We start from the raw sequence: 15,773 nt of genomic DNA, 5'->3' as shown, positions 1-15,773 counted from the left end.
AGCGGAGTGAAAAACAGCTTGCCATGTAATACTTAACGATCACTTAAACATTCATTAATTGGTGCGGCTCTGGCACAGTTGGCTAATATCTTCTGCCTGCTGGTAAACGTCCGTTGCTATGTCTAGCAAACCCAGTACGCTGTGAAATAAGTTATCGTGCGAGGCGGCTTGATCAGAGATTTGTCGTAGGCAGTCCGTATCAAGCCCTTGCTGCTGTGAAAATGAGCTGGACAGCCACCAAACCATAGGCACATGCGTCTGTTCGTCAGGGGCAATGGCGTAGGGAATACCGTGCAAATAAAGCCCTTTTTCGCCCAGTGACTCACCATGATCAGAGAGATAGACCATTGCTGTTGCGTATTCATCCTGATGCTTTAGCGTCTCAATCACCTGATCCAACACAGTGTCGGTATATAGAATGGCATTGTCGTAGCTGTTGGTAATGGCATCTCTTGAGCACTTGGATAAATCAGCGGTAGTACAAGCGGGAACAAAACGTTCGTAGTCATCAGGGTAGCGTTGGTAATAGCTGGGGCCATGGTTGCCTAGCTGGTGCAGCACGACCACCTGATCAGCTGAGGTACCGCTAATTTGCGTGGTTAAAGCTTGAACCAGTGCCTCATCCAAGCATCGCCCATCTTGACACAAAGACGCATAGCCCTCTGGCGCAAGCGCTTTTGTCGTCACTCCCTCGCAGACGCCTTTACAGCCTGACTGGTTATCAAGCCAGGTGACCTCTAAACCGGCGTGGGCTAATACGTCCAGCAACGATTCATGTTGCTGTGCATAAGATTTAGCGTAATCGGCACGCCCCGGTAATGAAAACATGCAGGGTAATGAGACTGCTGTGCTTGTACCACATGAGGAAACATCTGAAAAATTGATAACGTCAGGCTGCTGGGCAAGCTTAGGTGTGGTTTGGCGTTCATAACCATTTAACCCCCAGTTCGACGCCCGTACCGTTTCGCCCACCACAATGACGAGTAGTGTAGGTTTGTCGCCCACTTGCGAACTGATACGGGCGTCCTCCCCCACAGGAGAACGCACCGTATTCGCGGTAGCGTGTTGGCTGGAAAGAGCCTGCGCCATCGAAACAATATAATTACCAGGGGTCACCAAGTAGCGAAGCTCTTTATTGTTGCGCATGAGTGACGACAACTCTTGATAAGATAAGAAGATCGCCAACAGCAATATAGCAGTGCTGGCAAGACAATAAGCCGAGCGACGTAATATTGCTTTCTTCCAGGTTGAAGGTGTTACTTTAACTCGCCAAATCATGACGGTAGGCAAACCAAAAAAGATCGCCAAATGAATCAGCAAACCAACTGTGAGCAGTTCCTGTGCTTCGTTAGTGTCCGTTTGAAGCACATTTTCTAGCATGGAGGTATCAAAATAGGTGCCGTAGTAACTGGTAAAGTAACTAACGAAGGCGGCAATTAGAAACAGCAAGATTAATAAGGGTTTTACCAGCATTCGAAAAGCAAGGCTAACGAAGACCAAATAGTTAAGACAGGTCATCACCAAAAACATATTGACAAAGGTTAGCCACGTTTTGGCGGCAAAAGGGTCATAGCCAGCAAAGGCTTGTTGCCAAAAAGGGACATTGTAAAAAACACTGAAGATGACAACGGCCCATAAGACAAGCTGCTCCGTGCTTAATGCGGGACGATAATGCCAAACGGTGTCAAAGGTTTTTGAAGGCAATGATAGCAAAGAGGACATCGAAAGGATCTCTGTATGAAAAGATTAATGAACGCTTGGGCGTAATAAAAATCTTGAAAGAACAAAACTTACGGTCCAACAAATCATGACGGTCCAGAGGTCATGGGAGAGAAAGTGCGCCCCGCGAAACTGTTGAGTGATTCCAAACGTAAGGCCAAGCCCTAAACCCAGTGCGAGCCCTGCCCATCGCCATTGGGGCCGTATGGCGGCAAAAAAGAAGTAGCAGGCTATCCACGTATATCCTGCGCTGGCATGCCCGGCGGGAAAGCAGGCGGACGCTGGCATTGAGGAAGGCCGCATGTTGAACAAGCCAATAAAGTCACGTGCTCCACCATAGCGAACTAAATCCCAAGGGCATTCCATGCTCACCAGGTGTTTAATAGTTGCTACAAGTAACGCTGAAAGAAGCGTTGTGGAAAAAAGATAAAAAAGTGGCGTGCGATACGCTTTAAGACAAGTAACCGTGGTGCTTAGTATCAATAGTAGGAGTGTGGCTAACCCCATAGCCAAGCTTAGCCATTTACCGCCTTTATGAAGGATATCTTGGGTAAGATAGATATCTTTCCATGCCCAAGCATTACCCTGAAGGCGATAGATAAAATCAGTTATCGTGAAGTCTATATTTAAAGCACTAAAAACCGACATGACGATTAGAAACAAAATCCATGCGCATGCTACTGGTTTGATAACATTTAGTTGATCAGTACGCATAGCCATACACCCATCATCATAAAAATGGTCATCATGACGGCGGCAGCTCCCATGTCTTTAGCACGCCCGCTAAGTTCGTTATTTTCTAGTCCGATACGGTCAATCGTGTTTTCTATGGCGGAGTTAATGAGTTCCACTATCACTACAAGGGTGAGTGAAGAAAACAACAACGCTTTTTCTGCAGAAGTGGCATTAACAAAAAATATAACAGGGTAGAGAATGAGACAGAGCATCACCTCTTGTCTAAAGGCAGATTCATTTACCCAGCAAGCTTTTATACCCGACACTGCATTTATAGAGGCGCGAAAGATGCGTTTAACACCCGTGCCATTGCGTTTTGGTGTAGTTGAGATAGGCAAGACAGTACACTCGATAACGTAATAGTAGCGTCACTATAAAGTGCAAAACTTAACGAACAGTTATGCCGTTAATTCAGTCGCTAGAACATAAGTGGTCATCACTGTGTGGTGGTGCTACCCACTGCATTGGCTGGCTTACTGGTTGAATTCAGATGAGTGTGCTATTTGGAATAGTAAGTTACCGTATTTAAGAAAAGCTTAAGTTTTGGTAGCGAAGATAGCAGCTTGTCGATTGAGGGGATCAGCATGCGCGCACTGCTAATAGAAGATGACCCCTTGCTTGGGGATGGCATTAAGACGGCCCTAGAGCGTGAGGGCTACACGGTCGATTGGTTTATGCTTGGCCGCGAGGCAATCAGCGCTATCGACAGCGAGACCTTCAGCGTGATTATTTTGGATCTTGGCCTGCCCGATATGGACGGTATGCAGGTACTGCGTTTACTCCGACAGCAATCTACTCTACCTATTCTGATTTTGACGGCTCGTGATGCGATGGAAGACCGTATTGGCGGTTTAGATGCGGGAGCGGATGACTATGTGCTCAAGCCGTTTAATTTGCAGGAGCTACTCGCCCGTTTGCGGGTCGTAATGCGGCGCGCTGAGGGGCGTGCCTCGCAAATATTAACGCTGGGTGCACTGAGCATTGATGAAGCTCGTCATACAGTGAGTTGGCGGGGCAAAGACGTAAAATTGGGTCGACGCGAGTATGCCTTATTGCTAGAGCTAGCTAGACACCCGGACAGGGTGCTATCTCGCCCTCGTTTAGAAAGTTTGCTGTACGGCTGGGGCGAAGAAGTAGAGTCCAATACGGTGGAGGTTCACATTCATCATCTGCGTAAAAAGCTTGAAAAGCATTTGATTATTAACGTGCGCGGGATTGGCTACCGGCTGGATAGCCAGGCGCAATGAGATCGATACGGCATTATCTGCTTCGCACGCTAGCCATTACCATGGTTGTCGCCGGGGGTGTTGCGGTTACCGCGGCTTATTTAATTACCGATCACGAGCTAGAGGAAATTCTCGATACACAGCTCAGTCTGCATAGCCGGATTGTGGCTAGCCAGCTCGATCCCAACGCGACCATTGACGACTATGCTCGCCTGGCTTCGCGTATGGGCCTTCCTGAACATCCAGCTCAACTATATCGCGACGGTAACCCAGTGCCCGTGAGTAGCTCTGAATCAGATCCCAAGCTTTATCATGAGGAAGAGCTTAAATTAGTCCTGGGTTTTTGGAATGCCGATGGCTCACCCAAGCTGCTAGGAGGCAAATGGAGTGATGCAGGCCCCTTCCCTGCGCCTTTAAAAGAGGGTTTTCGCTGGGAAAGCTACGACGGGCATCGTTGGCGAGTTTTCAGCATGTTCGATGTTGCCAGCGATACCTGGATTAGCATGGGGCTGCGAGGTTCGTTTCATGATGCAGTGGTGGAGCGCATTACCTGGAACAATTTGTTGCCGATGCTCCTGTTGCTGCCACTCCTGCTTTGGCTGATGAGTCGTATTATCCAGCGGGGTATTGCCCCCATCCAAGCGCTTTCCAGGCAGGTACAAGGCCGCTCCGCGCACGACCTGCGTAAAATTGATCATTCGGTTCCTCAAGAGCTTAAAGGGTTACGCCAATCGCTAAACGACTTTATCACTCGGTTGAAAGAAACCTTAGAACGCGAGCGGCGCTTTACTGCAGATGCAGCCCATGAGTTACGCACACCCTTGGCGGCGCTGAGAATCCACTTAGATAATGCGCAGGCAGGCGGAGAGCAATCATTACAAAAGGCTTATGTCGGGGTTGAACGGCTTCAGCGGGTGGTAGAACAACTGCTTATTTTGGCTCGATTGGACCAAGTTGCCATAACCTCAACGGCCACTATCGACCTCTATCCGATTATTGCTGAATTGGTAGCCGAGCTGTGGCCACTCGCTGAAGAGCGTCATCAGCACTTGAGGCTAATAGGCTTAACCCAGCTGGAGGTTCGTGCCGACGAAATTGAGGTAGGAATTCTCTTTCGCAACCTACTGGATAACGCCCTACGCTATACGCCGAAAGGCGGTCAAGTGGAGGTAGAATTAGCGCTTTGGGAGGGGTTGCCTCAACTCACAGTGAGAGACACGGGCCCCGGACTCCCCGAAGCACTTTTGGATAAAGTCACTGAGCGCTTTAGGCGCGCTGCTGGCCAGGGTACCACCGGTAGCGGATTGGGTTTATCGATTGTCTCGGAGTTGGCTCAGCGCCAAAAAGCACGCCTTACGCTTAGTAATCGCACGCCCAACGGGCTAGCGGCAAGTGTGACGTGGGAGCAAAACCAACATCAAGATAGTTAATTAGCTTCAACATAGAGATCGCCACAGCAATTACTGTTTAGTCGCAACAATTGTTGAAAATGACAATCACTGCTCATCAGCAATACCAAGCGGTAAGTAATACGTACCACGCACCAAAGCCGAGTATCAATACATCGCATCAGGCTGAGGCGTCAGGCTTGATTGAAAATTTTCAATCGCCGTCTCAGCTTCTTCAATCTCATCAAAGCGGGCAATGTGATAAAGCGCTTCACCTTCGTTCGCTAGTGGCAGACGGCTCATACCAATAACAATGCCGTCGGCCATAGAAAGCACCTCACCTTCATCATTGCCGAAGGGATCTGCCACTTTACCGAGCACCTCGCCTTTTGCTACCCGAGCGCCCAGGCGCACCTTGGGGCGCAAAATGCCGTCGATAGGCGCCCTCGCCCAGCTGGAACCATTGGCAAGTTCAGCAGGCATTGGCGAGCGGCGACGCTGCTCGCCCGCCAGCATGCCTAAACGGCGCATCACGCGTAAAACGCCACGTACGCCGGGGGCAATTGCCCACTCATCAAAACGTAGCGCCTCACCGGCTTCATAAGTAAGCACCGGAATGCCACGATTTTGAGCATAGTGGCGCAAGCTACCTTCGCGAAGCTCTGCATTGAGTACCACGGGGGCACCAAACGCATCGGCCATGCGCTCAGTTTCACTGCCAGGCTGCAACTGAGCACGAATTTGCGGAAGATTGGTGCGATGAATAGCACCGGTATGCAAGTCGATAATATGCGTGGCGTGATCGACAATTTCATCACGAAATAGCGCCGCAATGCGCCCACCTAGCGAGCCCTTTTCACTGCCCGGAAAACAGCGATTCAAATCGCGTCGATCTGGCAAATAGCGCGTTTGCTGTAAAAAACCGAAGACATTGACGACGGGCACAGCAATTAACGTGCCACGCAAGCTATTGATTGCCTTGGAACGCAGCAAGCGACGAACAATCTCGACCCCATTAATTTCATCGCCATGAATCCCACCGCACACCAGCATGACCGGACCATCTTTACGCCCATGCACGACTTCAACCGGAATATGCAGCTGCGTGTGGGTATATAGGCGTGCCACAGGCACATCAATTTGTAAGCGTTGGCCAGGCATTACAGTGCGCCCAGCCAGGGTAAAAGGTGCTCGCGCCATGCTGAAAATCCTATAGCGTGCCTAATAACGGTTTCGTTTCGAAACGGCGTTTCCAAATAAATCTTATACGCTTTTTACTGACAAATGACGAATTTGTTAATCCACGTTATGAGCTAAAGTAATTAACCATACAGTTTTGAATGTAAAAAGTGGTGCACATAAGATAAAATGGGCTTATCACGTGTCAATTACTGAGGTTACGTTTTTATATGGCAAGAAAAACCAAAGCGGAGGCTACTGCAACTCGCGAAGCGCTGTTGGATGCGGCTGAAGAGGTGTTTTTCGCAAAAGGCGTAGCTCGCACATCGCTGGAGCAAATTGCTCGTCACGCCAACCTGACGCGCGGTGCTGTTTATTGGCATTTTAAAAATAAAGGCGACCTTTTTATGGCGCTAGTGGAGCGTGTGCGTATGCCCTTCCAGTCGCTAATGGAAGAGGTAAACAACGCCGACCCGACTATCTCACCACTAACTGCCATACAACTTGCCTGCCATGCCGGCTTAAACCGCATGGAGCAGCCGTCCCACCAACGCATTTTATCGATTCTGCTGCATCGCTGTGAATTCTTTAGCGATATCAACCCGATTCAGATGCAGGACGATATCGCAGACGAGTGTTTTGATGAAATGCTGTCGGTATTTCAACTGGCCCAACAGCAGCAGTTGCTACGCGATGATTTAACCCCCGAGGTGGCAACGCGGCTTATGCAGGCGGCACTGGGTGGCTTGTTTCATGATTGGTTACGAAACCCAGAATCGTTTTCATTGCGCGAACGCGGCGGTGAGATCATCGATACATTGATCACCATGATGAAGCGCTAACCATCTCGCTGCGATGCAGCAATACACCTATACTGAGCGGATTGTCAGCATAGGATAATTTTATGGATGCATTGGAATTTGTTCGTATCCGCGAACTTGATATCGCTGTGCGCATTTGGAATCCCGACGCACCCCGCACGCTGATAGCATGGCATGGCCTTGCGCGCCACGGCGGTGATTTCGAAGCCCTAGCCCATCAGCTGGGCAGCGAATGGCGTATTCTTGCACCAGACACGCCTGGTCGCGGCCTTTCCAGCTGGTCACTGTTCCCTGCCCACGATTATCTCTACAGCCACTACATGACCGTGGCGATAGGCGTGCTAGATCATTTTCAATTAAAGCAGGTCGACTGGCTGGGCACTTCCATGGGCGGGCTATTGGGCATGCTGCTGGCTGCTGACAAAACACATCAACATCGGATTTCTAGGCTTATCCTGAACGATGTTGGGCCTGAGTTGAATAAAGACGGCCTAATCGCGCTCTCCAGTTATTTCAGCCTAACCCACCGCTTTACGAGCTTTGTAGACCTACAAAAAGAGCTGACACAGCACTATGCAAGCTTTGGAATTACCACTGATGATGAATGGCGAGCGCTGGCATTGGGAAGCGCTCGGCGACTACCTGATGGTAGCTGGACCTATCACTTCGACCCCCGTATTGGCGAGCAATTCATCCATGACACACCGCGAGACACATGGGCAGATTGGGCGAACGTTCACTGCCCTGTGATGGTGATTCGGGGTGCCGAATCAACGTTACTGGATGCCGAAACGCTGCCACGTATGAAAGAGGTGCAACCCGGTTTAGTTACTTTCACCGCCTCAGGGTGTGGCCATGCTCCTATGCTGAATCAACCCGAGCAAGTAACACCACTCCGTCAATTTCTCGACACGCCACTAAGCGCCTTCCCCCGCAGTAAACCAACAAGCGCCACCGCTACATTGAACCCTATTGGCCAGTGGCTCGTTAAGCAATGGCGGCGCCTATTTGGCTAGACAACACTCGCTAGGTGGAATAGCCGTTTGAATGGTGCTTGCGGTGCAAGCGCAGCTTATTCACGCGAACGCGCGTATCGAGATATTGTTGCTCAAGCACACTGCGGTACGCGCCTTCGTTGGCAAGATATTTCACAAGCACCCGGCGCTCGCCAGCTTGCGGGCAGTCTCCCGCTTTGCAATGCAATTTAACGGCGCTGCTGGGTTCGTTTTCCAGCTGAGCAGATGCGTATTCATCATTTTGACGTTCTGAGACAACGACCGTAGCGCCCAATAAACAGCGGCGATTGAATGGCTGATAGCGATGAAGCGCACGCTGTAATGAATGGCACACCGCTGCCGCAACTGGCGACGCAACTGCAAATGAGACCCACAGCACAAGCACGCCAACAGGCACCCTCAACATACCCAGCGATAACCAGCGGAGAGCTAGTAGCTCAATAGCCAGCGAAATAGCACCCGCAAAAAGTACTAAGAGGCTTAATGCAAGCGTAGCAGGCACACCTGCAAAGCCCAGTGATACCAGCGTGCTGGCCATATGATCGTCGCGTAGGCTATCGCGCTCAAATAGCTCCAACGGTGCAAGCCTGATTAACACTAGCAGCCAGTAGAGCGCTATCAAAGCCAACAAGAAGGTAAAGACAATCGTTGGAAATTGCAGTAAGGCGGAAACAAGTGATTGCATCATGGCGTGTTCTCCTCCAGACGAAGCCTGGTGATGTTTTCGCTTGACGTTATATTTATTAGCACAAGCTAAAAACAGGGTCTCTTTTAGCGTAGACCACCTTACGCATTTATGTGTTTAGCTACCTTGACTGCCATCACTTATCGACCAAAAGCTAAGCCCTGCGTTTTGTACGAAAACTGCCTCAACTCACCGCACAAAGGCAGCGAGCTGAGACAACTAATCAACTAAGATAAATTACCTTAAATCAGCGACGCCCCCGCAGCTTATCCCTTAACGTTTGCAACCGGCTTTTAACTTCATCTAGGGTATGGCTTTCGCCCATCAAACCACGAATAGCCTGAAGCTGATGTTCAAACAGCCCATGATGGTGAAGATCCTCAGGGGTTTCTTCCCGACCAAGCGGCAGGATATTTTCGAAGTAGGTTCCCCCCAGAATACGCCGTAAAACGCCTTCTCCCAGAAATGCTTCATCACTGTTCAGAGTGCGAGTTGCCCGCAGCAAGCGACGCACATCGTATTGACCAGGATAGATGTCCGGCACCTGCTTCTTGAGCCCAAGCAAGCTATAAACACCAATACGGGCAGTTCTTACCGAGCTTTCCAGTGTGAACACGACATCGTTATGGGTTTCTACAAACTGCCCCATGCAGGCTAGGTTGGTACAGCCTTCAGGAACAACGCTGGGGCGATCTCCCTTGGCTCTTGGCATGAATTGAGCGGTGATATAAGGCATTAGCGCGATACGTGTTTTGGTGGCAGCCAGTATGGCGTCGAGCTGATCAATCAGGCCAAGGTGATAACACATCTCAGTCAGCACTTCTTTCCCAGTACACTCAGGCATTGGCTTTTTGACATAATCGCCGGGCTTGTCCATCAACAATGCGTATGTCCATAGCACAATCACATCATCGGGCTGGTCGGGAAAATGCGGTTGGCGATTACAGGTAAAGCTCATTAACCAGGAGGAGTCGGTAAAGGTGATAATCCCACCTGTAGCAGTGAATCCTGAATAGGGATCATTAACCGACAGTTCTTTAAGTTTATCCATCAGAGGCGAAGGTTTACAGGTAAGCGTTACTGACTCCCAGGTAGAGCGTGGAACGTCCCCGCAGAACTTTTCTGGCTTCCCGAAGATATCTGATTTTTCTGCGAGATTCTTCCACAGTTGCCAGCCTGATCCCTTGCCAGCCTGAACCCGATCCTTCAGGTGTGGAATGGTGTCGTCGTCGCCATAAGCAGTGTCTTCGGTCATCGAGCCCGTAGTAACAAACACCAGGTCGCGGGGGTCGATAGCAATGGTTTTGTTGCCATCACTACCACGGCACTGAAGAGCGGTGACGGTTCTGCAGCCGTCCTGGATATCCATGTCCAGGTTCTCGACAACCGTGCCGTACTGGATATTCACGCCCTGATCTTGCAGCCAGTTCATCAGCGGTCGAACAAAACTGTCGTACTGGTTGTACTTTGGAAACACCAGTGACGTCATGTCGTTAAGCCCATCCATCAAGTGCAGAAAGCGATGCATGTACAGCTTCATTTCAAGTGCTGAATGCCAGTTCTGGAAGGCAAACATAGTGCGCCAGAAGGTATAGAAATTGGTTTCCAGAAATCCTTCACTGAACCACTGCTCTACTGTGACATCATCCAGATCCTCTTTGCGTGCTAGCAGTAGCTTAACAACCTCTAACTGCTGGCGTTTGGTAAGATTCATGGTGGAAAAGTCTTTGATCTGGCCCTGCTTTTCCAACAGACGCGCTTTTGACCAGTTTTTGTCGGCGTCATTCACGATGCGGTACTCATCTAGCACCGTAAATGGTGGCGGTAACTCCAGAGCCGGTATTTCCGAGAAGACGTCCCAGAAATTCTGGTAGGTCATCTCCATTTCACGACCTCCACGCACGATATAGCCTTCTTCCGCGTTGCCAGCACCATCCAGCGAGCCACCTTCTATGCCCTGCTCCTCTAGGAAGGTGATATTGCCAGCCGGCATGTGGCCATCACGAATCAGAAAGAAGGCAGCAGACAACCCTGCAATGCCGCCGCCAACGATCCAGGCACGGCGCCCCTCAATCCCCTCGGTCGGAAGCGGACGGTGATTGGTGTAGCTTCCATGCAGATCGGCAGGTGGGAATGACGTATCGACACCGTTGTGTAAGTGTCTTGATGAAGCATCTGGCGCAATATCGAGAGGCTGTCTCTCGAGTGCTTCAATATGGGTTTTCAGCGTTGAACCAGATGTTGTTGAGGCGTTAGATTTACTCATTGATAGATATCCTTTTCTGGGTAGCCACTATCAATTAAGTGTAGTTTAAAAAACTCACTAAACGCCTAAAACCATAAATAATTAACACAGAAAGCCGCTTAAGCAGCAGCATTTATTACAAGCATCGGCAATAACAGAGATAACGCATTCAAAAAAAACGGGCACCATGAAAACAGGGTGCCCGCTAGCAAGTCGCTAAACAGCGTTACGCTTGGTCGTGACCTAGCGCTGCCTGCTCGTTGTTACCATCCCGGTCAGGGTGGCGTTTCCGATAGAGCCAATCAGACACCGTGGCAATCATTGCGTAGAAACTTGGAATAAACAGGCTTCCCAGCACGGCAACAGACGCCATACCGACCGCAACGGTGGTACCTATGTGGTGGCTGCTCACATCGCTCGCGCCAGAAGCCAGTGCCAATGGCAAGGTACCGAAGATAAAGGCCAGTGAGGTCATAACGATAGGACGGAAACGAAGCTCCGCGGCGGTAATCGCTGCTTCACGAATCGATTTACCATGCTCTTTGCGCTGCAACTCCGCAAACTCAACGATAAGGATCGCGTTCTTAGCGGCCAAGCCAACGACCACCAGCATCCCAATCTGGACATAGACACTGGTATCCAGGCCTCGCAACGCAATACCACCCACGCCGCCCAAGAAAGCAAACGGCGTGGCAGTAAGTACCGCTAGTGGTAGCGACCAACTCTCATACTGTGCCGCCAGTATCAAGAACACCATCAAAATACCAAACACAATGGCGAGCAAAGCGGTATTACCAAGGTTAGACTCTTGGTAGGCAGTCCCCGTCCAGCCCATTCCCCAGTTTTGGCCCAATGTTTCCTGAACCACTTCCTCCATCGCCTCGATAGCCTGTGTAGAGCTATAGCCTGGCGCTGGATTACCCTGGAACTGAGCCCCCGCATAAACACCGAAGCGAGAAACAACAGATGGACCCGTTTGGCGTTCGAGCGTTACAAACTCAGAAAGAGGAATGCGCTCACCATTGCCACCACGTACATAAACGCTGCTCACATCATCGGGCGTTTTACGGAATTTATCTTCATTCTGTAAATAGACCTGGAAGTTACGGTTTTGGTAGCTAAAGAAGTTAACAAAACCATTACCGAAGGTGTTGGCTAGCGCCGAGTTGATATTCTCAAGGGCGACACCATAGCTCAGCGCTTTTTGCTGATCTATTTCCGCACGGTAAGAAGGCACATTGACATTAAACGTTGTAAAAACGCGGCTTAATGCCGGGTGCTGGTTAGCCGCCTGCATAATTTGCAATGACGCTTGATACAGCTCGCGAGGTGACGCGCCTTCAAAAGATTGCAAATAACCGGTGAAACCACCCGTTGTTGAAAGCCCCATGATCGGCGGTACGTTAAACGCCATCGCCGAACCACCATCAATGCTCGCCCCCAACTGCATAATACGGCCAACCAACTCATTAGCCGTTAAATCACGTTCTGCCCAGGTTTTCATGTTGATAAACATAATGCCCCGTGCAGTATTGACCGCACTCGACAAAATGTCGTATCCAGCGACAGCAGAGGAGTACTCAACGCCCGGAATGGCTTCTATCTGTGAGCTAAGCTCATTCATATAGGCTTGAGTTCGGCTAAGCGATGCAGCATCGGGCAATGAAACGCTAACCAGCACGATACCTTGGTCAGTTTCCGGCACAAGAGTGGAAGGCGTATTTGCATAGAGCCAGTAAGAACCGGCCCCCACCGCCACAGTCAGCGCAAGCGCTAACACCCAGAAACGCACCAGCTTTTTCACAAACCACATATAAGCGGCGGTAAAGCCAGCGAAGAGGCGGTCAAACAGACGCAGCGGTGTGGTAATTGCACGCTTAAACGCGGACTGTTTGCTTATGTGCAGGTTATGCTTAATGAAGATGGCAGACAGCGCAGGGGTGAACGTCAGTGCCATCAGCGCCGATAGCGCCACCGATATCGCCACGGTAATCGCAAACTGCTGATAAATCTGGCCGGTAAAACCACCCAGGAACGCCACGGGTACAAACACCGCAGCCATAATCAGCGATGTGGCAATAACCGGGCCACCCACCTCTTTCATCGCGCGGATAGTGGCGTCACGAACCGTAATATCATCCTCTTCGCTCAATACCCGCTCAACGTTCTCCACCACTAGAATCGCATCATCCACCACGATGCCTATCGAAAGCACCAAGGCAAACAGCGTTAACAGGTTAATAGAGAAACCAAACAAGTAAAAACCAGCAAAGGTGCCGATAACCGAGACCGGCACGACCGACATGGCAATGACCGTGAAGCGCCAGTTCTGCAAGAAGATGAACAGAATCACGATAACGATCAGAAACGCTTCGACGAAGGTTTTTAATACGGTTTCTACCGAGGCATCAATAAACAGCGTGGTGTCGTAAGGCGTTACATACTCAAGCCCTGGCGGAAAACGTCCCGATAGTTCTTCCATCGTGGCACGCACTGCTTCAGCGGTTTCCAGTGCGTTGGCACCCGGCTGCTGGTTAATAATAATGGGCGTCATGGTGGCGCCGTTTAAACGAGCATCCACGCCATAAAACGAAGCACCCAGCTCAATACGCGCCACATCCTCTAAACGAAGCGAGGAACCGTCCGGATTGGTGCGCAGAAAGATATTGCGAAAATCATCGGTTCCCGATAAACGCCCACCGGCAGTAATCGTATAGGTATAAGCACGCGGTTCACTTTGCGGTGTTGCCGCTAAGTTACCTGCGGGAATTTCGGTATTCTGCGCGCGAATCGCACTGGCCACTTCACTGGGCGTGAGGTCATACTGAGCCAGCTTGTCAGGGTTCATCCACACCCGCATCGCAAACTCACCGCCGCCTAACACTTCGGCATTACCTACACCGGGCACTTGGCGTAGCTCATCCAAGATATTAAGCGTGGCGTAGTTTTGCATGTAGATTTTGTTGTAGTCACCGCTAGGAGACGTCAAGGCAACAAGCATCAGAATAGAGTCAGAGCGTAACTCAACCGTCACCCCTTGAGACTGAACCGCCTCAGGTAACTGCGAAAGCGCGCCCTGCACTCGGTTATTGACATTGATGGTGTTGATATCTCCATCAGTGCCAATGTTAAACGCAACACTCAGGCTCATAAGACCGTTATCAGCGCTGTTTGAGGTCATATATAGCATGTCCTCAACACCATTGATGGCCTCAGCAAGCGGTGCCGCGACGGTTTGCGCAACCGTCTCAGCATCTGCCCCGGGGAACTGAGCCTGAACTGACACAGTGGGAGGTACAACGCTGGGATACTGCTCTATCGGCAGTATTCGCATCGCCATCGTACCTACCAGCGTCAAGATAATCGCCAAAACGGTGGCGAAAATCGGTCGGCTGATAAAGAAGTTGGAAAAGTTCATTATTGCGCGCCCTCTTCCCCTTCAGCGGGCTGTGCGTCAGCCGCCTCATCCTGCATTGCCTCTGCCTGCCCGGTTTCTTGCTGGGCGTCTTCCTGCTCAGCTTCAGCGACGATGTCGGCAGCGTTACCTTCAAATGGCAGGGGGTCAATTAGCATTCCCGGCTCCAGACCAGCGGGGTCGCCTACGATGACACGCTCGCCAGCAGTAAGGCCATCATGAATGATTTGCCATGGACCAGCCACTTCACCGAGTTGAACCGTGCGCTCGCGCGCTTTATTTTCATCATCGACAATAAAGACTCGCGGCCCCATCAACCCCTGAGTAACGGCAATTTCTGGTACGGCCAGTACATCAAAACGCTTCAAGCCTTCAATACGAACCCGTACAAACTGACCAGGCAACACAGCACCATCAGGATTCACAAACGTTGCTGACGCTTGAACCGTGCTAGTGCCGGTATCAACACGAGAACCCAGGAAGTCCAAACGACCTTCAAGCTCAGTGCTGTCGCCGCCATGTTGTCCTGGCACGCTCAAGCGCGCGGTAATGTCTGATGCGTTACCGCTCTCACCCAGTTGTCGACGCAACTCAAAGGCATCGCGCTGAGGTAGTTGAAAACGAACTTCAAGAGGATCAAGCGGCGTAATAGTGGCTAACTCAGTTCCTGGCGTTACCAAATTACCAACGTTTATCTGGCTTAAGCTGATCATGCCAGACACAGGTGCGGTAACGTTTGAATAGCCTAAATCAAGGTTAGCGCTGGATAACGCAGCGTCTGCTTGGGCAACATTAGCTTGGGCAACACGCTGGTCAGCCAGTGCTTGGTCATACTGCTGACGACTCACCGAGTTTTGGCTTAACAACTGCTCAAAACGCTGCGCATCGCGCTGGGCTCGGGCCAGTTCAGCGCGCGCACTTTGCAAGTCAGCCTCACGCTGATTGACCGTTGCTTGGTAGAGATCTGGCTCGATGGTGTAGAGGCGATCGCCCTGCTCTACCAGTTGACCTGGCTCAAAATGGCGCTCTTCAAGAAACCCGTTTACCCTTGCCACAAGCGTAACTTCGCTGTCGCTTCGTAGCAGTGATGGGTAGGATTTATCCAGAGGAATATCCTGGCGGGCTATTTCAGCTACTTCTACCGCATGGGGCGGAGCTTCCTGCTGCCCAGCCTGCTGTTGCTGAGGCTGCTCCTGGCCACATGCGGCTAGCGCCAATGCGGCTATCAGCGTCACTAGACTCGCTCGACCTGAGTGAATCGTCTTCTTCATACGTCGGTTTCCCATTAATCTTTTCAACATTGACGGATAGCAGCACAGCGCGTGTTTTGTTTAATATGTTAGA

12 protein-coding genes are annotated in these 15,773 nt (G+C 50.7%); 4 read left to right on the top strand and 8 right to left on the bottom strand.

All coding sequences use genetic code 11. The features are described 5' to 3' along the window. Window positions 1-54: 54 nt before the first annotated feature. From ACN06F_RS04945 to ACN06F_RS04935, 3 genes are read right to left on the bottom strand one after another with little or no spacing between them, the layout of a single operon-like run. Window positions 55-1,722: a phosphoethanolamine transferase gene (locus ACN06F_RS04945; protein WP_433924779.1), complete on the bottom strand. Its 1,668-nt coding sequence runs from the start codon at window positions 1,720-1,722 to the stop codon at window positions 55-57. Between the two features lie 24 nt (window positions 1,723-1,746). Continuing rightward, entirely contained in the window at window positions 1,747-2,433 is a 687-nt protein-coding gene (locus tag ACN06F_RS04940; RefSeq protein WP_084183665.1) for a phosphatase PAP2 family protein, read from the bottom strand. After that, on the bottom strand, window positions 2,415-2,792 hold the full coding sequence (locus ACN06F_RS04935) for a diacylglycerol kinase (protein ID WP_433924778.1): 378 nt from the start codon (window positions 2,790-2,792) through the stop codon (window positions 2,415-2,417). The genes ACN06F_RS04940 and ACN06F_RS04935 overlap by 19 nt, the downstream gene beginning before the upstream one ends. Window positions 2,793-3,038: 246 nt before the next feature. Between ACN06F_RS04935 and ACN06F_RS04930 the strand changes: the two genes are divergently transcribed. After that, the gene (locus tag ACN06F_RS04930; RefSeq protein WP_287705940.1) at window positions 3,039-3,701 is read left to right on the top strand and encodes a response regulator transcription factor; all 663 of its coding nucleotides are present in this window, start codon (window positions 3,039-3,041) and stop codon (window positions 3,699-3,701) included. Beyond that, a complete protein-coding gene (locus ACN06F_RS04925; protein ID WP_198348458.1) occupies window positions 3,698-5,110 on the top strand; it encodes an ATP-binding protein in 1,413 nt (470 codons plus the stop codon). The genes ACN06F_RS04930 and ACN06F_RS04925 overlap by 4 nt, the downstream gene beginning before the upstream one ends. 126 nt (window positions 5,111-5,236) lie before the next feature. On the opposite strand, the gene ACN06F_RS04920 is transcribed toward ACN06F_RS04925, so the two are convergent. Continuing rightward, window positions 5,237-6,268, bottom strand: a complete 1,032-nt coding sequence (locus ACN06F_RS04920) for a succinylglutamate desuccinylase/aspartoacylase family protein (RefSeq protein ID WP_038482376.1) — start codon at window positions 6,266-6,268, stop codon at window positions 5,237-5,239. A gap of 209 nt (window positions 6,269-6,477) precedes the next feature. Here ACN06F_RS04920 and ACN06F_RS04915 point away from each other — a divergent pair, with 209 nt between their 5' ends. Both ACN06F_RS04915 and ACN06F_RS04910 read left to right on the top strand, forming a co-directional pair. Then, complete coding sequence (locus ACN06F_RS04915; RefSeq protein WP_433924777.1) at window positions 6,478-7,089, top strand: TetR family transcriptional regulator; 612 nt, start codon at window positions 6,478-6,480, stop codon at window positions 7,087-7,089. 62 nt (window positions 7,090-7,151) lie between these two features. Then, window positions 7,152-8,084, top strand: a complete 933-nt coding sequence (locus ACN06F_RS04910) for an alpha/beta fold hydrolase (RefSeq protein ID WP_198348459.1) — start codon at window positions 7,152-7,154, stop codon at window positions 8,082-8,084. 10 nt (window positions 8,085-8,094) lie between these two features. On the opposite strand, the gene ACN06F_RS04905 is transcribed toward ACN06F_RS04910, so the two are convergent. The 4 genes from ACN06F_RS04905 to ACN06F_RS04890 form a co-directional block, all read right to left on the bottom strand. Then, window positions 8,095-8,769, bottom strand: coding sequence for a hypothetical protein (locus tag ACN06F_RS04905; protein ID WP_120387284.1), 675 nt, complete (start codon window positions 8,767-8,769; stop codon window positions 8,095-8,097). A 247-nt stretch (window positions 8,770-9,016) separates the two neighbouring features. After that, the gene (locus tag ACN06F_RS04900) at window positions 9,017-11,035 is read right to left on the bottom strand and encodes an oleate hydratase (RefSeq protein ID WP_433924776.1); all 2,019 of its coding nucleotides are present in this window, start codon (window positions 11,033-11,035) and stop codon (window positions 9,017-9,019) included. Between the two features lie 205 nt (window positions 11,036-11,240). Then, the gene (locus ACN06F_RS04895) at window positions 11,241-14,432 is read right to left on the bottom strand and encodes an efflux RND transporter permease subunit (RefSeq protein WP_433924775.1); all 3,192 of its coding nucleotides are present in this window, start codon (window positions 14,430-14,432) and stop codon (window positions 11,241-11,243) included. Further along, window positions 14,432-15,700 carry an efflux RND transporter periplasmic adaptor subunit gene (locus ACN06F_RS04890; RefSeq protein WP_433924774.1) on the bottom strand — a complete coding sequence of 423 codons (1,269 nt, stop codon included), beginning with the start codon at window positions 15,698-15,700 and terminating at the stop codon, window positions 14,432-14,434. Before ACN06F_RS04890 ends, ACN06F_RS04895 begins: the two co-directional genes overlap by 1 nt. Between the last annotated feature and the right edge of the window lie 73 nt (window positions 15,701-15,773).

This window comes from Vreelandella sp. 21, assembly GCF_050995515.1.
GTDB classification, from domain to species: domain Bacteria; phylum Pseudomonadota; class Gammaproteobacteria; order Pseudomonadales; family Halomonadaceae; genus Vreelandella; species Vreelandella alkaliphila.
Note: the sequence above shows the minus strand (reverse complement) of the source record. Positions and strands in the feature narration are given on the sequence as shown.

Bases quoted from the DNA above. Each gene is read 5' to 3' on its own strand.
- ACN06F_RS04945 (WP_433924779.1), bottom strand. From the start codon at position 1,722: ATGTCCTCTTTGCTATCATTGCCTTCAAAAACCTTTGACACCGTTTGG.
- ACN06F_RS04940 (WP_084183665.1), bottom strand. From the start codon at position 2,433: ATGCGTACTGATCAACTAAATGTTATCAAACCAGTAGCATGCGCATGG.
- ACN06F_RS04930 (WP_287705940.1), top strand. From the start codon at position 3,039: ATGCGCGCACTGCTAATAGAAGATGACCCCTTGCTTGGGGATGGCATT.
- ACN06F_RS04925 (WP_198348458.1), top strand. From the start codon at position 3,698: ATGAGATCGATACGGCATTATCTGCTTCGCACGCTAGCCATTACCATG.
- ACN06F_RS04920 (WP_038482376.1), bottom strand. From the start codon at position 6,268: ATGGCGCGAGCACCTTTTACCCTGGCTGGGCGCACTGTAATGCCTGGC.
- ACN06F_RS04915 (WP_433924777.1), top strand. From the start codon at position 6,478: ATGGCAAGAAAAACCAAAGCGGAGGCTACTGCAACTCGCGAAGCGCTG.
- ACN06F_RS04910 (WP_198348459.1), top strand. From the start codon at position 7,152: ATGGATGCATTGGAATTTGTTCGTATCCGCGAACTTGATATCGCTGTG.
- ACN06F_RS04905 (WP_120387284.1), bottom strand. From the start codon at position 8,769: ATGCAATCACTTGTTTCCGCCTTACTGCAATTTCCAACGATTGTCTTT.
- ACN06F_RS04900 (WP_433924776.1), bottom strand. From the start codon at position 11,035: ATGAGTAAATCTAACGCCTCAACAACATCTGGTTCAACGCTGAAAACC.
- ACN06F_RS04895 (WP_433924775.1), bottom strand. From the start codon at position 14,432: ATGAACTTTTCCAACTTCTTTATCAGCCGACCGATTTTCGCCACCGTT.
- ACN06F_RS04890 (WP_433924774.1), bottom strand. From the start codon at position 15,700: ATGAAGAAGACGATTCACTCAGGTCGAGCGAGTCTAGTGACGCTGATA.